This window comes from Streptomyces sp. NPDC025618 (assembly GCF_055558795.1).
This window is the reverse complement of the sequence record NZ_JBVHLW010000007.1, coordinates 19,582-36,439: the sequence shown is the minus strand read 5'-3', so window position 1 is coordinate 36,439 and position 16,858 is coordinate 19,582. Positions and strand designations below refer to the sequence as shown.

9 protein-coding genes are annotated in these 16,858 nt (G+C 74.9%); 3 read left to right on the top strand and 6 right to left on the bottom strand.

Going from position 1 to position 16,858, the window contains the following annotated elements:
• Positions 1-26: 26 nt before the first annotated feature.
• The 6 genes from ACZ4A5_RS09245 to ACZ4A5_RS09220 form a co-directional block, all read right to left on the bottom strand.
• Positions 27-1,103, bottom strand: a complete 1,077-nt coding sequence (locus ACZ4A5_RS09245) for a hypothetical protein (protein ID WP_467580281.1) — start codon at positions 1,101-1,103, stop codon at positions 27-29.
• A 106-nt stretch (positions 1,104-1,209) separates the two neighbouring features.
• A complete protein-coding gene (locus tag ACZ4A5_RS09240) occupies positions 1,210-2,682 on the bottom strand; it encodes an alpha/beta hydrolase (RefSeq protein WP_467580694.1) in 1,473 nt (490 codons plus the stop codon).
• Between the two features lie 301 nt (positions 2,683-2,983).
• Positions 2,984-4,915 (bottom strand): ABC transporter permease, encoded by a 1,932-nt coding sequence (locus ACZ4A5_RS09235; RefSeq protein WP_467580278.1) that lies wholly within the window; start codon positions 4,913-4,915, stop codon positions 2,984-2,986.
• Positions 4,912-5,676 carry a molybdate ABC transporter substrate-binding protein gene (gene modA, locus ACZ4A5_RS09230; protein ID WP_467580691.1) on the bottom strand — a complete coding sequence of 255 codons (765 nt, stop codon included), beginning with the start codon at positions 5,674-5,676 and terminating at the stop codon, positions 4,912-4,914. The genes ACZ4A5_RS09235 and modA overlap by 4 nt, the downstream gene beginning before the upstream one ends.
• Before the next feature lie 20 nt (positions 5,677-5,696).
• Positions 5,697-6,092, bottom strand: a complete 396-nt coding sequence (locus ACZ4A5_RS09225) for a molybdopterin-binding protein (RefSeq protein ID WP_398870371.1) — start codon at positions 6,090-6,092, stop codon at positions 5,697-5,699.
• Positions 6,093-6,217: 125 nt separating this feature from the next.
• Positions 6,218-8,848 (bottom strand): lysylphosphatidylglycerol synthase transmembrane domain-containing protein, encoded by a 2,631-nt coding sequence (locus ACZ4A5_RS09220; protein ID WP_467580688.1) that lies wholly within the window; start codon positions 8,846-8,848, stop codon positions 6,218-6,220.
• Between the two features lie 347 nt (positions 8,849-9,195).
• Between ACZ4A5_RS09220 and ACZ4A5_RS09215 the strand changes: the two genes are divergently transcribed.
• The 3 genes from ACZ4A5_RS09215 (at position 9,196) to ACZ4A5_RS09205 (ending at position 16,846) form a co-directional block, all read left to right on the top strand.
• Positions 9,196-9,600 carry an MGMT family protein gene (locus ACZ4A5_RS09215; RefSeq protein WP_467580275.1) on the top strand — a complete coding sequence of 135 codons (405 nt, stop codon included), beginning with the start codon at positions 9,196-9,198 and terminating at the stop codon, positions 9,598-9,600.
• Between the two features lie 315 nt (positions 9,601-9,915).
• The gene (locus tag ACZ4A5_RS09210) at positions 9,916-13,149 is read left to right on the top strand and encodes an ATP-dependent helicase (RefSeq protein WP_467580685.1); all 3,234 of its coding nucleotides are present in this window, start codon (positions 9,916-9,918) and stop codon (positions 13,147-13,149) included.
• A gap of 70 nt (positions 13,150-13,219) precedes the next feature.
• Entirely contained in the window at positions 13,220-16,846 is a 3,627-nt protein-coding gene (locus ACZ4A5_RS09205) for a UvrD-helicase domain-containing protein (RefSeq protein ID WP_467580272.1), read from the top strand.
• Positions 16,847-16,858: the final 12 nt, after the last annotated feature.

Here is a 16,858-nt window from a genome sequence, read left to right as displayed (position 1 = left end):
CGCCGTCCTCGTGGCGGGGGGAGCGCTCAGCGGGCGCGCAGGCGCGCGCACCCTATGCGCTCGCCCACCGCGTCGACGAAGGCGGGGAAGGACCGGCGCGGGTCGTCCAGGCCGGTGTGCGTGCGGCCGGGGCCGGTGCGCATGGTGAAGACCGTGGCGCGGCCGTCGCAGTCGGCACGTATCAGCGCGCCGGTCGCGTCGATCCGGCCGTGCGCCCGCCAGCCGGGGCCTGGCGGGCTGTCGCCGGTGAGTCCGTCGAAGAGGGCGACGATCCTGGGCCTGCCGACCATGGTGAAGCGGGCGGCCCACTGCCCGTCGCCGGAGACCCCGCAGGTCTGGAAGTCGTCGTGGACGCTGCCCACGGTGTCGGTCAGCCGGTCGTCCGGCGCGCTCGCGTCCCCCAGCCCGGGGATGGCGCAACGCCCCGGCGACGCGCCCGGGTTCACCCGTACGGGCCTCGTCGTCCTCGCCCGCGCGTGCAGCCGCATGGGTGGCGCCGACGAACACCCCGTCGCCTTGGCGGCCCGGTTGGCGGCGCTCACCAATAACGCCCCCGTGTTCGCCGGGGACGCGCCGGGGGGGAACCCGGGCCGGGCGGCGCGCCCGGCCGTGCCCGTGTAGGAACTGGTGAACGTCACGACGGACGGCCTGCCGCCCACGTCGCAGCTCGCGGGCAGCACCAGGGCGCCGGAACCGGCGGCCGTGAAGCCGGGCAGCCGGCCCGGGAGCGCGGTGTCGCCCCCCTCGAAGAGGCCGTCGAGCCACGCGCGGCGCGCCGCCGCCCCGTCGGGCCCCGTGCCCAGCCGGAGCTCGACCCGCTGCTCGTACGCCCCGGAGCCCTGGCCGCCGCGCCAGCGGAGCGTGCACAGACCGGTGGGGCGGCCGGGCGCGGGCGCGCTCTCCTCGGCGACGCGGTCGTGGTCGCCGCGGTGGAAGAGGCCGCCGTCCTCGGCCCAGGCGCCCCAGCAGTAGGAGCGCCGGGCGAGCGGGGTGGACTGGGTCTGCCAGAGCGCCACGAGGGCGGCCACCAGCGCGGCGATGGCCAGGAGGCCGGTCAGGACCCGGCCCTTGCGGCCGCGGTCGCGAAGCGTGCTGTACGACACCTTGTCCCCCGACCGTCCGTCACGGAACTGCTGTGCGGGCGATCGTAGTGCGGGCCACTGACATTCGATCCATGCCGTTCGGCCACCGGTGATAGTGCTATGTGTGCTATGAGCAGATCTTACCGGCTTGAGGGACCGTACCTTCCAACAGGTAGGCGTCCACAGCCCCCTTGACGCACGCGTTGCCGCTGTCGTACGCGCCGTGCCCCTGGCCGCGGAAGGTCAGCTCCACGCCGACGCCCTTACCGAGCTGCTGCGCCATCCGGTGCGCTCCCTCGTAAGGGGTCGCGGGGTCACCGGTGTTGCCGACGACGAGGATGGGCGCCGCGCCCGGCGCGCTCACGTCGGGCGTCCGCCACTCGCCCTTGACGGGCCAGCCGGTGCACTGCGTGAGGCTCCAGGCCATGAAGTCGCCGAAGACGGACGACGCCTTGCGGAACTCCGGCACCTTCCCCTCGATCTCGGCCGCGGTGTAGCGCTGGGCGGAGTCGGCGCACGTGATGGCGTTGAGGGAGGACTGGAGGGAGCTGTAACGCCCGTCCTGGCCGCGCCCGTTCATGGAGTCCGACAGCGAGAGCAGCAGCCGTCCGTCGCCGTTGCCGGCGTCCTCGAGCCCCTCGGTGAGGTAGTCCCAGAAGTCCTTGGAGTAGAGCGACTGGGCGATCCCGCCGGTGGCCAGGGACCGCGTCAGCACGCGGCCGCCCGCGCCGGGGATCGGTTTCCTGTCCAGCTGCCGCAGCAGGTCGCCGATCTGCTGCTCGGTGGGGCAGTTGTCGGAGGTCTTCACGCACGCCTCCATGTAGTTGCCCAGTGCGAGCTGGAAGCCCTTTGCCTGGCCGAGGGCGCCCTGCACGGGGTCGCTCGTCGGGTCCACGACGCCGTCGAAGAGGGTGCGGCCCACCCGGCCCGGGAACAAGTGCGCGTAGACACCGCCGAGTTCGGTGCCGTACGACACCCCGAAGTAGTGCAGCTTCTCCTCGCCCAGCGCCTGGCGCATCAGGTCCATGTCGCGGGCGGCGTTCGTCGTCCCCACGTAGGGCAGGACCTTCCCGGAGTGCTTCGCGCACGCGGCGGCGTAGCCCGCCACCCGGTCCACGAGGGCCTTCTCCTTCTGCTTGGTGTCCGGGGTGACGTCGGCCGCGTAGTAGGCGTCGAGCTCCTTGTCGCTCAGACAGGTGACCCCGCTGCTGCGGCCCACCCCGCGCGGGTCGAAGCTCACCAGGTCGTAGCGCGTGCGCAGTTTCTTGTAGTCGTCGGCGAACGCCGGGAGCGTGGTCAGCCCGGAGCCGCCCGGGCCACCGAAGTTGAAGACCAGCGAGCCGATCCGGTGCGCCGGGTCCGTGGCCTTCGCGCGAATCATCGCGATGTCGATCGTCTCGCCCTTGGGGGCCGTGTAGTCGAGCGGCGCCTTCAGGGTCGCGCACTCCCACTCGCGGCCGGGCGCCTTGTCCGGTGCGCCGCCCTGGCTGCCGCTCGGCGCCGGGCACGCTTTCCACGCCAGCTTCTGGCCGTCCTGGACGTTCGCCACCGGTTTGTCGTCGCTCCCGCCGCACCCGGCGGCCGTGGTGACAGCCGCCATGGTCAGCAACACGGTGGTGAGCAGCCCCCCGGCCCTGACGGAACTGGACACAGCGGCACTCCCGGGGGTCGGCGGCAGGTGTGGGACTGCCATCGTCCGGGCGGCCGGTGAGGGGCGCGCGCGGTGCGGGCGTACGGGTTAGTAGTGGACCGCCGGGCGGCTGCCCCACGTGGTGCGCGCGGGGCTCACAGGGCGACGGGCGGCCGTCCGGTCCGGTGGCGGGTCGGGCTCACCGGGCGGCCGGCCTACGCGGTGCGCCGTGCGGCTCACAGGGCGGCCGTCCCGCCTGTCTGCGCGAGGCTCACAGGGCGACGAACGTGACCTCCGTGGCCTTGATGCTCACCCATACCGGGAGGCCCTCCTTCAGCGCGAGCTCCGCCGCCGCGGACGGCGTGATCTCCGCGACCACGTCCGGTTCGCCCGTCACCAGGACGCGCAGCCGCCCGCCCTGTGCCGTGATCTCGCGGACCGTGCCCTGCCAGACGTTCCGGGGGCTGCCGCCCGGCCGCTCGACGTGCAGGGACACCGCCTCCGGGCCCACGACGGCGAGCCCGCTCGTGGCCCGCCCCGGCAGCGGGTCCGCCGCGACGAGGCTCGCGCCGCCGTCGAGGAGGAGTGTGCGTTCCGCCGTGGACGTGCCTTGCCAGGCGTTGCGCCCCAGCATCCGCGCAACCCAGGACGAACGCGGGTGCCGGGTCAGCTCCACCGGTGACGCGTACTGCACCGTACGGCCGTCCTCCAGGACGAGGATCCGGTCGGCCAGCGACACGGCCTCCACGGGGTCGTGGGTGACGATCAGGCAGACGCCCGGGAAGTCCGCCAGGTGGGTGCGCAGGGTGTGGCGGACCTGGGCGCGTGTGGCCTGGTCGAGCGCGGCCAGCGGCTCGTCCAGCAGCAGGAGGCGGGGGCGGGCGGCCAGCGCCCTGGCCAGCGCTACGCGCTGGGCCTGGCCGCCGCTGAGCGCACCGGGCCTGCGGTGGGTCAGACCGCCCACGCCGAGGCGGTCCAGCCAGTGCCGGGCCGCGGCGTGCGCCTCCGCCTTCGGGACGCCCTGGGCGCGCAGGCCGTACGCGGTGTTGGCGAGGGCGGTGAGGTGGGGGAAGAGGGCGTTGTCCTGGGGGACCCAGGCGATGCGCCGCTTGTGCGGCGGGAGTTTGGAGACGTCCGTGCCGCCAATGGTCACAGGCTCGGCCTCGGCTCTGTCCGTGAGCCCCAGGAGGGCGCGGAGGAGGGTGGTCTTGCCGGCGCCGTTCGGGCCGACGAGAGCGATGGTGGTGCCGGCCTCCGCGCTGAGCTCCGCCGTCGTCGCGCCGGTCACCGTGGTGCGCAGCGGGTGCGGGGTGCGGTCCGGGTCCTCCGGACGTACGGCTCCGGTCGTCCGTACGGGGCGCTCGGAAGGCTGCGGCACGTCCGCCGTCGGCCGCGGGGCGGACCGCTTACCGGCCGTCAGCCAGCGCCCGCGCAGGGAGATCAGCACCGCTGTCGCGATGACCAGCAGCAGGAGGGACACCGCCGTGGCGCTCTCCGGGTCGTCCTGGAGCAGCAGATAGACCTGGAGGGGGAGGGTCTGGGTGGTGCCCGGGAGGTTGCCGGCGAAGGTGATTGTCGCGCCGAACTCGCCCAGCGCCCGCGCCCAGCTCAGCGCCGCGCCCGCGACCAGGCCCGGCATCACCATGGGGAGGGTGACGGTGCGAAAGACCCGCAGCGGGGTCGCCCCCAGGGACGTCGCGGTCTCCTCGTAGCGCGGGTGCAGGCCCGCCAGCGCGCCCTCCAGGCTGATCACCAGGAACGGCATCGCCACGAAGGCGGAGGCCAGCACCGCGCCCGCCGTCGAGAACGGCAGCGTGACGCCGAACCAGGACTCCAGCCAGGGGCCCAGCACACCCCTGCGGCCGTAGCCCTGGAGCAGGGCCACCCCAGCGACCGTCGGGGGCAGCACCATCGGCAGCATCACCAGGCAGCGCACCAGAGCCTTGCCGGGGAACTCCACGCGGGCGAGCAGCCACGCCAGCGGGACGCCGAGCAGGAGGGACAGCAGCAGGGCCCAGCCGGAGACCAGGAGGGACAGCCCCAGGGCCTCGGTGACCTCGTGCGAGCCGAGGCGCGAGGGAAGGGTGGCCCAGGGCGTACGGACCAGGATGCCCGCCAGCGGCAGGAGCAGGAAGCCCACCGCGAGCGCGGCGGGCAGCCCGAGTGCCCAGGGCGTGCGCCCCCGGCGCGTCCCGCCCGTCACGGCTGCTGGAAGCCCGCCGCGCGCAGCAGCTTCTGCGCCTCGCCGGAGCCGAGCCACTTCACGAAGTCGGCGGCCTCCTCGGGGTGCTTCGAGCCCTTGAGGGCCGCGGCCGGGTAGGACGCGACGGCGTTCTGCGCGTCCGGCACGGTGACCGTGGAGACCTTGCCCCTGGCCGCCGCCGCGTCCGTGAGATAGACGATCCCCGCGTCGGCCTCACCGAGCGAGACCTTGCTGAGGACGGCCCGGACGTTCGCCTCCTGGGACACCGGCCTGACCTTGACGTGCTGCTGGTCGAGCACCTTCTGGCTGTAGCGGCCGACCGGCACCTGGGGCGCGGCCAGCACGACCTTGAGGTCGCTCCTGGAGAGGTCGGCCAGCCCCTTGACGCCCTTCGGGTCGCCCTGGGCGGTCGCGATGGTGAGCCGGTTCTTCGCGATGACCACCGGCTTGTCCGTGTCGGACTTCAGGCCGTCCATGGTCGTGGTGTCGGCGGTGACCAGCGCGTCGGCGGGCACGCCCTGGCGCACCTGCGAGGCGAGCTCCTGCGAGCCGGCGAAGGAGAAGTTCACCTTGGTGCCCGGGTGGTCCTTCTCGTACGCCGTCCCGGCCTGCTTGAAGACGTCCGTCAGGGACGCCGCGGCGAGCACGGTGAGCGTCGTGGAGGACTTGGCGTCGTCCTTGTCCCCACCGCCGCCGCAGGCGGCCACGAGCGGCAGGAGGAGCGCGGCGGCCAGGGCGGCGCGTACGGGCGTGCGGTGCATCGGGTTCTCCAGGTGCCGGGTCAAGCGCGGTCGATGTGCACGTTGGTGGCCTTCACCCGGGCCACGGCCTCCATCCCGACGGCCAGGCCCAGCTCCTCGACGGCCTCCCGGGTCAGCAGCGAGACGAGGCGGTGCGGGCCGGCCTGGATCTCGACCTGGGCGGCGACGTCGCCGAGCTTGACGGCGGTGATGATGCCCGGGAAGGCGTTACGGGCGGTGGTGTACGCCGCTTCCTCGCTCTCGCCGGCCTCCGCCGCGAGCGTCACCGAGAAGGCCGCGAGGTCGGACCCGCGGATGTGCCGCTTGCCGGCCTCGTCCCGCGAGGTGGGCACCCGCCCCGCATCGGCCCACCGCCGCACGGTGTCGGGACTGACGCCGAGGAGCCTGGCGGCCCGGCCGATGGTGTAGGTCTGCATGGGCGCACGCTATGGCGCGGTGGGTCGCATGTGCAAGGTCGACGAGGGGAATCGCCTGGCAGATGCGACGGGATGTGCGCCGGGGCGGGGAGTGCCCGGAATCGGCGGGCACCCCGCCCGGTCGGCTAGATCGCTCCCTTGCGGGTCAGATAGCTGAACGAGACCCATCCCGGCAGCACCGGCAGCCACAGCGTCATCAGGCGGAAGAGGATCACCGCCGGGGTGGCCTGCTCCGCCGGCAGTCCGGCGATCGTCAGCACACCGGTCAGCGCGATCTCGACGGCGCCCACGCCGCCGGGCGTCGGCGCGGCCGAACCCAGCGCGTTGGCCGTCAGGAAGACCACCGCGATGCTGGCGTAGCTCAGGTCCCCGCCGAACGCGCGGATCGAGGCGTCGAGGCACATCACGTTCGCCGCCGTCAGCAGCAGCATGCCGCCGATGCCCGCGAAGAGCTTCTGCGGCCGCTGGAGCACGTCCAGCATGCGCGGGATGACGCCCGCGAAGAGCGACCGCACGCGTGTGGAGACGAACTTCCGCAGCACCGGCACGGCCGCCACGACGAGCACGAGCACGGCCGCCGTCAGCAGCCCGCCGATGATCGTCCGCGAGGGGCCGAGCGACGAACTGCGCTCCGTACCGGTCACATAGCCGAAGGACAGCAGCAGCAGGATGTGACAGGCCAGGCCGAAGAGCTGGGACGCGCCCACGCTCGCCACGGCCAGGCCGGGCCGGATGCCCGCGCGCTGGAGGAAGCGCGTGTTCAGCGCCACGCCGCCGACCGCCGCCGGGGCGACGACCTTCACGAAGGAGCCCGCGACCTGCGCGAGGACGGCGCGCCCGAACGCGACCTTCTCCGGCACGAAGCCCAGCAGGCTCATCGTGGCGGCGACGTACGTCAGCACCTGGAAGGCCACGGCCACCGCGACCCAGGCCCAGTTCGCCCGGTCGACGAGATCGCCGAACTGGACGTGGGTGAACTGCGACAGCAGGAAGTACGCGGCGAAGGCACCGGCCACGAAGCTGAGCAGCGTGCGCAGCTTGATGCGCTCCAGGCGCACCGGCTCTATCGGGGCCTGCGGCCGGATCAGCAGCACCTGGCGGCGGATCTGCGCGAGCAGGTCCTCCTCGCGCGCCTCCTCCAGGGCCTCTTCCACGGCCTTCTTCTCGGCCTGCCGCTCGGCCTTGAGCGCCTTGCGGTCCTCCGCGGGCAACTCCTGCGAGCCCTGTTCGGCGGTCCGCGCCTCCTTGGCCTCCTTGGCGGCGCGCGCGGCCTCCAGGACGGTGTCACGCTCCCGCTGCGCGCGCTCCCGGGCGAGCTGGCGCAGGGTCGCGCGGCTGATGCGGGTGAGCGCCAGCGGCTGGAGCAGCGGCAGGCTGTCGGCGATGGCGTCCGGGCCGAGCACGTCCACGCCGGTGGCCACGGCGCGCTCGGCGCCGACCCGCAGCCCGAGGGTCACCAGCAGCTGTGCGACGTCCATGCGCAGCACCAGGTCGCCCGCCGCGATCTCCCCGCCGCGCAGGTCGGTCAGAACGACGTTGCCGGAACGATCCACCAGAAGGGCGTCGCCGTCGAGCCTGCGGTGGGCGATCCGCCGCGACTGGAGGGCGTGCACCTGTCGCCAGGCACCGGCCATCAGCTCGTCGGTGATCTCCTCGGTGGGGACCGAGCCGAGGGTGCGGCCGCCGATGTGCTCGTAGACGAGCATCACGGCGTCCGGGCCGAGCTCCGAGGTGGCGATCAGCTTGGGGGCGTTGGCGCCCGCGGCGATGGCCGCGTAGGCGAGCAGCGCCTCCTGTTCGAGGGCCTGCCGGAGGGACTGCAGGCTGCGCGGCTGGGTGATGCCGCGCAGCGCCAGCCGCTGCCAGAGGCGGTAGAAGAAGCCCTGTGCCTGCTGTTCGCGGTCGACGACCGTGACGTCGAGCGGCGGGCCGTCCTCCAGAGTGACGATGTAGCGGCGCCCCCGGTCGTGCGGGTGCGAGTGCTCGGTGCCGACGGCGTCGGCGCTCTCCTCGGCGCGCAGCGCGGTGACCGGCTTGAAGCCGACACGGCGCAGTCCGGCGAGGAGGTGGCGGCCGGTGGGGCGGACGTTCGGTGAGCCGACGGCGTAGAGCGTGCCGTAGGCGACGGTCCATCCGATCAGCACGGTGGTGACGATCGAGAACGGTGTCGTGTAGCCGTTCACCAGCACCGCGAAGGCGTCGAGCAGCAGCACGGCCCACATCGCGACCCGCCAGCGCGGCCGTCGCGACATTCCGACGGCCGTCATATAGGCGATCACAGGGGCCAGATAGCCGTGCACCGGATCGGTGAGGCCGCCGGTGGGCGCCTGCTGGGTCAGCGCGTCACGGATCGACGCCGGTGCCGTGTCGGCCACCCAGAGGTCGGTGGCGAGGGACACGCCGTGCGCGAGGACGGCGGCGAGCACACCGTCGGCGATGCGCAGCCCGTCGCGTTTGATGAGCCGCTCGATGGCGAACGCCACCGGGACGATGAAGATGGCGATGTTGGCGGCGAGCCCCGCGAAGTTCGCCAGCAGCTGCGGCGCCCGGCCGGTGCTGTCGCCGATGTCCTTCTCCAGGCCCTGCGTGGTGCCGTGGGCGAAGGCCGCGAGGGCGAGGACGAGGGCGATGCCGACGATGCCGAGGAACAGCCGCACCAGGTCCGCCGGGCGGTGGACGCGGGCGGGCAGCAACGGCTCGTCGCCCGACACCTGGTCGATGTGCGCCTCACCGTCCTCGCAGTAGCCGCCGCGCATCTCCTCGGGGCACGCCGGCGCCGCCCGCTCGGCGGGAGGCCGCTCCGGGCCCTCGGCCGCGGGCTCACCGGAGCCGGACAGCGCTTCGGGGGCGCGGTCGCCTCCTGGAGGCTCCGCGCCCTGCTGTCGCTCCGTCTGCTCGTCTTGGTCTCGTATCACCAGTCACCGCCCGGAAGATGGTGGCATGGCCCCGCCGGGCGAGGGGGCATCAGGGTGTATTTCGGGGGCGCGGACTCCGGATCGTACGCCCTGTAGTACGGGTACGCACTCTGGGTGATCTTGCCGTACGCGCGGGTGGTGATGCCAGAGGGCGGCCGGCGCACCGGCCGCCGGCGGGGTGCGGCAGGATGGGCCGGGTGAGCGAGGACGTACGGACGAGCCGGGGAGAGGCCGCCGAGCTTCCCGAGTACGCGGAACGGGTGCTGGCCGTCGCGGAGCGGATTCCGCCCGGCCGGGTGATGACCTACGGCGACGTCGCCGAGTGGCTGGGGGAGGGCGGACCCCGCCAGGTGGGGCGCGTGATGGCGCTCTACGGCGGCGCGGTGCCCTGGTGGCGGGTGGTCCGCTCGGACGGCGCCCTGCTGCCCGGCCACGAGCTGCGCGCGCTCGCCCACTACCGCGAGGAGGGCACACCGCTGCGGGAGGCCGGCCGCTCCGCGCAGGGACACGTGCCCCGGCTCGCCATGGCGCGGGCGCGCTGGGACGGCACCCCCGAGAGTGACGGCCCGGCCGGTGTGACTCCTCACACCTGACGGCATCCGCCGGCCGGGCACCCCCGGACCACGCCGTGACCAGTGCGCCCAAGGGCTGACCCGAACGGGTGGGAGCCGCAGGGCCGTGCGTCGGTCCGCGGTACGCCCTGCGCCTCGCGTGCCGTCTGGCGTAGCGTCGACAACCGCCGTCACGCCCGGACCCCCTTCCCGGCCGCCCGGCGCACCCCGCCGCACGACCCCGCACCCCCACCAGGACCGGCAACCCACGTGAGCTCCTTCCCCTCCTCGCCAGGCACGGCCGGCGCCGTCCGCCCGCGGCCGGCGCAGCGGCCCGCCCCGGGCGCGTACCGCCTCGTGCGGACCCGGCCGGGCCCCACGGCCCCTCCTGAGCTGGACGCGCGCCAGCGCGCCGTGGTTGACCACCGGGAAGGGCCGCTGCTGGTCCTCGCGGGGCCCGGCACGGGGAAGACGACCACCCTGGTCGAGGCCGTCGCGGACCGGGTGCTGCGGGGCACCGATCCGGAGCGCGTCCTCGTCCTGACGTTCAGCCGCAAGGCGGCCGTCGAGCTCCGCGACCGGATGGCCGCCCGGCTCGGCGGCACCGCCCGGGGACCGCAGGCCACGACCTTCCACTCGTACTGCTACGCCCTGGTCCGCGCCCACCAGGACGCCGACCTGTTCATCGACCCGCTGCGGCTGCTCTCCGGCCCCGAGCAGGACGCCGTCGTGCGCGAGCTGCTCGCCGGACAGGCCGAGCTGGAGCGCGAGGGGCGCGGCGCCGTGCGCTGGCCCGGCGACCTGCGCGCCTGCCTCACCACGCGCGGCTTCGCCGACGAGGTGCGCGCGGTGCTCGCCCGCAGCCGCGAACTCGGGCTCGGCCCGGACGCGCTCGGCGCCTTCGCCGAGCGCACCGGCCGCCCCGACTGGAGCGCCGCCGCCTCCTTCCTCGCCGAATACCTCGACCTGCTCGACATGCGGGGCGTGCTCGACTACGCCGAACTCGTCCACCGCGCCGTGCTCCTCGCCGAGCGGCCCGGGACCGGCGCGGAGCTCGCGCGGCGCTACGACGCCGTCTTCGTGGACGAGTACCAGGACACCGACGTGGCCCAGACACGGCTGCTGCGCGCCCTCGCGGGCGACGGCCGGACGCTCGTCGCCTTCGGCGACCCGGACCAGTCGATCTACGCCTTCCGGGGCGCCGACATCAACGGCATCCTCGACTTCCCGCACGCCTTCCCCCGCCGGGACGGCGCACCGGCGCCCGTCGAAGTGCTCACCACCTCGCGCCGCTCCGGCGCGGACCTCCTCGCGGCCACCCGGCTGCTCACCCGCCGCATGCCGCTGACCCGCCTCCCCGCACAGGCCGTACGCGCGCACCGGGAGCTCGCCGCCGTGCGCGAGGGCGGCCGGGTGGAGGCGTACACCTACCCGACCGCGGGCGCCGAGACCGACAACATCGCCGACATCCTGCGCCGCGCGCACCTGGAGGACGGCGTCCCCTGGCGTGAGATGGCCGTCCTGGTGCGCGCGGGCTCGCGGTCCATACCGGCCGTGCGGCGCGCCCTCGGCTCGGCGGGCGTCCCCGTGGAGGTCGACGGCGACGACGTCCCGCTGCGCCACGAACCGGCGGTGGCCCCGCTGCTGACGGCACTGCGGGCGGTCGCCGAACCGGCGGCGGAGGACGGGAGCGGCGACGGACGGCCCCGGCTCGACGCCGAGACCGCCCTCACCCTCCTCACGTCCCCGCTCGGCGGCATGGACGCCGCGGATCTGCGTCGGCTGGGCCGCGCCCTCAGGGAGGAGGAGCGGGCCGCCGGCCGCACCGTGCCCAGGCCCTCGGACGACCTGATCGCCGAGGCCCTCGACCGGCCCGAGCGACTCGTCGCCCACGACGCGGCGTACGCCAGGGGCGCGCAGCGCCTGGGCGCGCTCCTGCGCACGGCCCGCGAACTCCTCGCGGCCGGCGGCACCGCCGAACAGGCCCTGTGGGAGCTGTGGAACGGCACCCCCTGGCCGCAGCGGCTGGAGCGCGCCGCCCGCCGCGGCGGCGCCGCCGGCCGGAACGCCGACCGCGACCTGGACGCCGTCTGCGCGCTCTTCGAGACCGCCGCGCGCGCCGAGGAACGCACCGGCGGCCGCGGCGCCCTGAACTTCCTGGACGAGCTGGAGGCCCAGGACATCGCCGCGGACACCCTCACCCGCAAGGCCGTACGCCCCGACGCCGTACGCCTGATGACCGCGCACCGCTCCAAGGGTCTGGAGTGGCGGCTCGTGGTCGTCGCGGGCGTCCAGGAGGGCCTCTGGCCTGACCTGCGGCGGCGCGGCTCGCTCCTGGAGGCCGACCGCATCGGGCGCGACGGACTGGCCGAACCGCTCAGCCCCGGCGCCCTGCTCGCGGAGGAGCGCCGCCTGTTCTACGTGGCGGCCACGCGCGCGCGGGAGCGCCTGGTCGTCACCGCCGTCAAGGCGGCGGCCGAGGACGGCGACCAGCCCTCCCGCTTCCTGACCGAGCTGGGCACCGAGCCCGCCGACGTCAGCCAGCGCCCGCGCCGCCCGCTGGCCGTCGCCGCGCTGGTCGCCGAGCTGCGTGCCACCACGGTCGACCCGCAGGCGTCGGACGCGCTGCGGGCGGCCGCCGCCGAGCGCCTCGCCCGGCTCGCCGCCCTCCACGACGACGAGGGCCAGCCGCTCGTCCCCGCCGCCCATCCCTACCGCTGGTGGGGCCTGCACGAACCGACGCACAGTGAAGTGCCGCTGCGCGACCGCACGCGGCCCGTCGCGCTGTCCGGCTCGGCCGTCGGACAGCTGGCGGGTACGGCGGGGACCTGTTCGCTCCAGTGGTTCCTCGGCCGGGAGGTCAAGGCGGACGCCCCCGCCACCGCCGCCCAGGGCTTCGGCAACGTCGTGCACGTCCTCGCCGACGAGGTCGCCGCCGGGCGCACCCCCGCCGACCTCGCCGTCCTCATGGAGCGCCTCGACTCCGTGTGGGACGCGCTGGCCTTCGACGCGCCCTGGAAGTCGGTGCAGGAGAAGGAGAACGCCCGCGCCGCCCTGGAGCGCTTCCTGCGCTGGCACGTGATGGAGCGCGGCGGCCGCGGCCCGGTCGCCACGGAGCACCCCTTCGACGTCACCCTCAAGGCCGACGGTCACCTGGTGCGCATCCGCGGCTCCATGGACCGCGTGGAAGCCGACGCGCACGGACGCGCCTACGTCGTGGACTTCAAGACCGGCAAGGGCACGGTGTCCGCCGACGACGTCGCCCGTCACCCGCAGCTCGCCGTCTACCAGCTCGCGGTCGAACAGGGCGCCGTCGACGGCCTCTTCGACGGCGAGCGGCCCGTCGCGGGCGGCGCCGAACTCGTACAGCTGCGGCAGGGCGCGGCCAAGAAGAACGGCGGCGACGCCCTCCCCAAGGTGCAGGCGCAGCAGCCGCTGGGCGACGGCGCGTGGATCGGCGACCTGCTCGCCGAGGCGGCCGGCCGGGTGCTGGAGGAGCGCTTCGCCCCCCGGCCGGGCGCGCACTGCGCGCACTGCTCGTTCCGGGCGTCCTGCACGGCACGGCCCGAGGGCCGGCAGGTGGTGGAGTGAGCGAGCGGCGGCCACCGGCCCTGACCTGCGGCGGTGCCGGATTGTCAGTGGCCCCGGTTAGCGTTTTCGGGTGACCCCGCGCCTGACCGACCCCGAGCAGCTCAAGGAGCTGCTCGGCATTCCGTTCACCCCGGAGCAGACGGCCTGCATCACCGCGCCGCCCGCCCCGCAGGTCATCGTGGCCGGTGCCGGGTCCGGCAAGACCACGGTCATGGCCGCCCGCGTCGTCTGGCTCGTCGGCACCGGCCAGGTCGCCCCCGAGCAGGTCCTCGGCCTCACGTTCACCAACAAGGCGGCGGGCGAGCTGTCCGAGCGCGTGCGCAAGGCCCTTCTCGAGGCCGGGGTCACCGACCCCGACCCCGCGCCCGGCGACCCCGACCAGGCCCCGGGCGAGCCGCAGATCTCCACCTACCACGCCTTCGCGGGCCGCCTCCTCAAGGAGCACGGCCTGCGCCTCGGCCTGGAGCCCAGCGCGCGGCTGCTCGCCGACGCCACCCGCTTCCAGCTCGCCGCCCGCGTCCTGCGCACCTCCCCGGGCCCGTATCCCGCCCTCACCCGCTCCTTCGGCGACCTCGTCTCCGACCTCCTGGCCCTCGACGGCGAGCTCGCCGAGCACCTTGTGCGGACGGCGGAGCTCCGGGCGTACGACAAGGAGCTGCTGAGCACCCTGGAAGGGGCCAGGCTCTCCAACGCCGACCTGCGGCGGGTGCCCGACACCGCGCGCGCCCGGCTCGAGCTCCTCCACCTCGTCGAGGCGTACCGCGAGGAGAAGCGCGAGCGCGACCTCCTCGACTTCGGCGACCAGATCGCCCTCTCCGCCGAGCTGGCCCGCAGCCGGCCGGAGGTCGGGCAGATCATGCGCGAGCAGTTCGCCGTCGTCCTCCTCGACGAGTACCAGGACACCTCCGTCGCCCAGCGCCTCCTGCTGTCCGGCCTCTTCGGCGGCGGCACCGGCCACGCCGTCACCGCCGTGGGCGACCCCTGCCAGGCCATCTACGGCTGGCGCGGCGCCTCCGTGGCCAACCTGGACGACTTCCCGCTCCACTTCCCGTACGCCGACGGCAGCCCCGCCCGCCGGTTCGCGCTCAGCGAGAACCGGCGCAGCGGCGGCCGCCTCCTCGACCTCGCCAACGGCCTGGCCGCCCCGCTGCGCGCGCGCCACGCGGGCGTGGAGGCCCTGCGGCCCGCCCCCGGCGCCGAGCGGGACGGCGTGGTGCGCTGCGCCCTGCTGCCCACCCACGCGGAAGAGCTGGAGTGGCTCGCGGACTCCCTCGCCCACCTGGTGCGCACGGGCACCCGGCCCGGTGACATCGCCGTCCTGTGCCGCACCGCCACCGACTTCGCGCAGATCCAGGGCGCGCTCGTCGAGCGGGATGTCCCCGTGGAGGTCGTCGGCCTGTCCGGGCTGCTGCACCTGCCCGAGATCGCCGACCTCGTCGCCGTCTGCGAGGTCCTCCAGGACCCCACCGCCAACGCCTCGCTGGTGCGGCTGCTGATCGGCCCGCGCTGGCGCATCGGCCCGCGCGACCTGGCGCTGCTCGGCCGCCTCGCCCGGACGCTCGTGCCCTACGGCGGCGCCGGGGCCGACCCCGAGCGCAGGCTCGCCGAGGCCGTCGAGGGCGTCGACCCGGCCGAGGTCGTCTCCCTCGCGGACGCGCTCGACTCCTTCCTGACGGCCGGTGGCCCCGCCCGGCCGGAGCCGGGGGCCGGCCAGGACGCCGGCCTGCCCTTCTCGGCCGAGGCCCGCGTCCGCTTCGCCCGCCTCGCCGCCGAACTGCGCGACCTGCGGCGTTCGCTGGCCGACCCGCTCATGGACGTCCTCCACCGGGTGCTCGCCACCACCGGCCTGGAGGTCGAGCTGTCCGCGTCCCCGCACGCGCTGGCCGCCCGCAGGCGCGAGACGCTCTCGCACTTCCTGGACATCGCCGCGGGCTTCGCGTCCGTCGACGGCGAGGCCACTCTGCTCGCCTTCCTCGGCTTCCTGCGCACCGCCGCGCAGTACGAGAAGGGCCTCGACAGCTCCCTGCCCGGCGGGGAGAACACCGTCAAGGTGCTCACCGCGCACAAGTCCAAGGGCCTGGAGTGGGACGTGGTCGCCGTCCCCGGTCTCGTCTCCAATACCTTCCCCAGCGAGCAGTCCCGCGAGTCGTGGACCGCCCAGGCGAAGGTGTTGCCGCACGCCCTGCGTGGTGACGCCGACACCCTGCCGGACGTCGGCGCGTGGGACAGCAAGGGGCTGGCCGTCTTCAAGGCCGCCATGAAGGAACACCAGCGCACCGAGGAACTCCGCCTCGGCTACGTCACGTTCACCCGCCCCCGTTCCCTGCTGCTGGGCTCCGGTCACTGGTGGGGCCCCAGCCAGAAGCAGCCGCGCGGCCCCTCCGACTTCCTCCAGGCCCTGCGCGAGCACTGCGAGGCGGGCCACGGCGAGATCGAGTTCTGGGCGGAGGAGCCCGCGGAGGGCGCGGAGAACCCCGCCCTCGCCGAGCCGGAGACCGACCGCTCCTGGCCCCTGCCCCTCGACCCCGCCTCGCTGACCCGCCGCCGCGCGGCGGCGGCCGCCGTCCTGGCCCACCTGGACCGCATGGCGGCCCGGGCCGCCGAGCCCGTCCCCGACCCGCGGCCCGAGCCGGCCCACGACCCGGACTGGCCGCCGCCGGAGGAGGACCCCTACGAGCAGGACGCCTACGAGGAGGACCCGGCCCCGCCGTCCGACGAGGACCTCACGGACTGGGACGCGCTGCCGACCACCCGCCCGGAGAACGCTCTGCCCGCCCCCCGGCACGCGCCGGAGGAGGGCGGGACGGCGGAGCACGCGCGCGTACGTGACGAGGGCGCGCGGACGGAGGACGGGCCCGCGCGGCGGGCCGACGCCACCGGCCACGGGGAACCGGATCACGCACCGGCCCACCCGGACGACGCCCCCGTGCCCCACGAGCGCGCAGTAGCCGAGGACCACTTCGCCGAGCAGCCCGCAGGGCACTCGCTCGTGCCCGAGGAGGCCCGGCTCGTCGCGTCCTGGGACCGGGACCTGGACGCGCTGGCAGGAGAGTTGCGCCGGGCACGCGCGAGCGTGCGTGAGGTGGTCCTGCCCGGCGCCCTGAGCGCCTCGCAGCTGGTGCGGCTCGCGGCCGACCCGGACGGGTTCGCGCACGAGCTGGCCCGGCCGATGCCGCGTCCGCCGCAGCCCGCCGCCCGCCGGGGCACCCGCTTCCACGCCTGGATCGAGTCCCGGTTCGAGGCCCTGCCCCTGCCCCTGCTCGGGCCCGACGAACTGCCCGGCGGCACGGAGGACGGCGCGGACGCCCCGGAGATCGCCGACGAACGCGACCTCGCCGCCCTCAAGGACGCCTTCGAGCGCACCCCCTACGCCCACCGCACTCCCTACCGCGTCGAGGCGCCGGTCCAGCTCACTCTCTCGGGCCGAGTCATCCGCGGCCGCATTGACGCCGTCTACCGCGAGCGCGGCCCCGAAGGCGACACGTACGAGATCGTCGACTGGAAGACGAGCCGCGCGCACGACGCGGACCCCCTCCAGCTCGCGATCTACCGCGTCGCCTGGGCGGAGCAGCACGGCCTGCCGCTGTCCGCCGTCACGGCCGCCTTCGTCTACGTGCGCGACGGCGAGACCGTCCGCCCCGAGGGCCTGCCGGACCGCGCCGGGCTCGAAGAGCTGCTGTTCGGGGAGGGTCCGTGAGCAAGCCCGGTC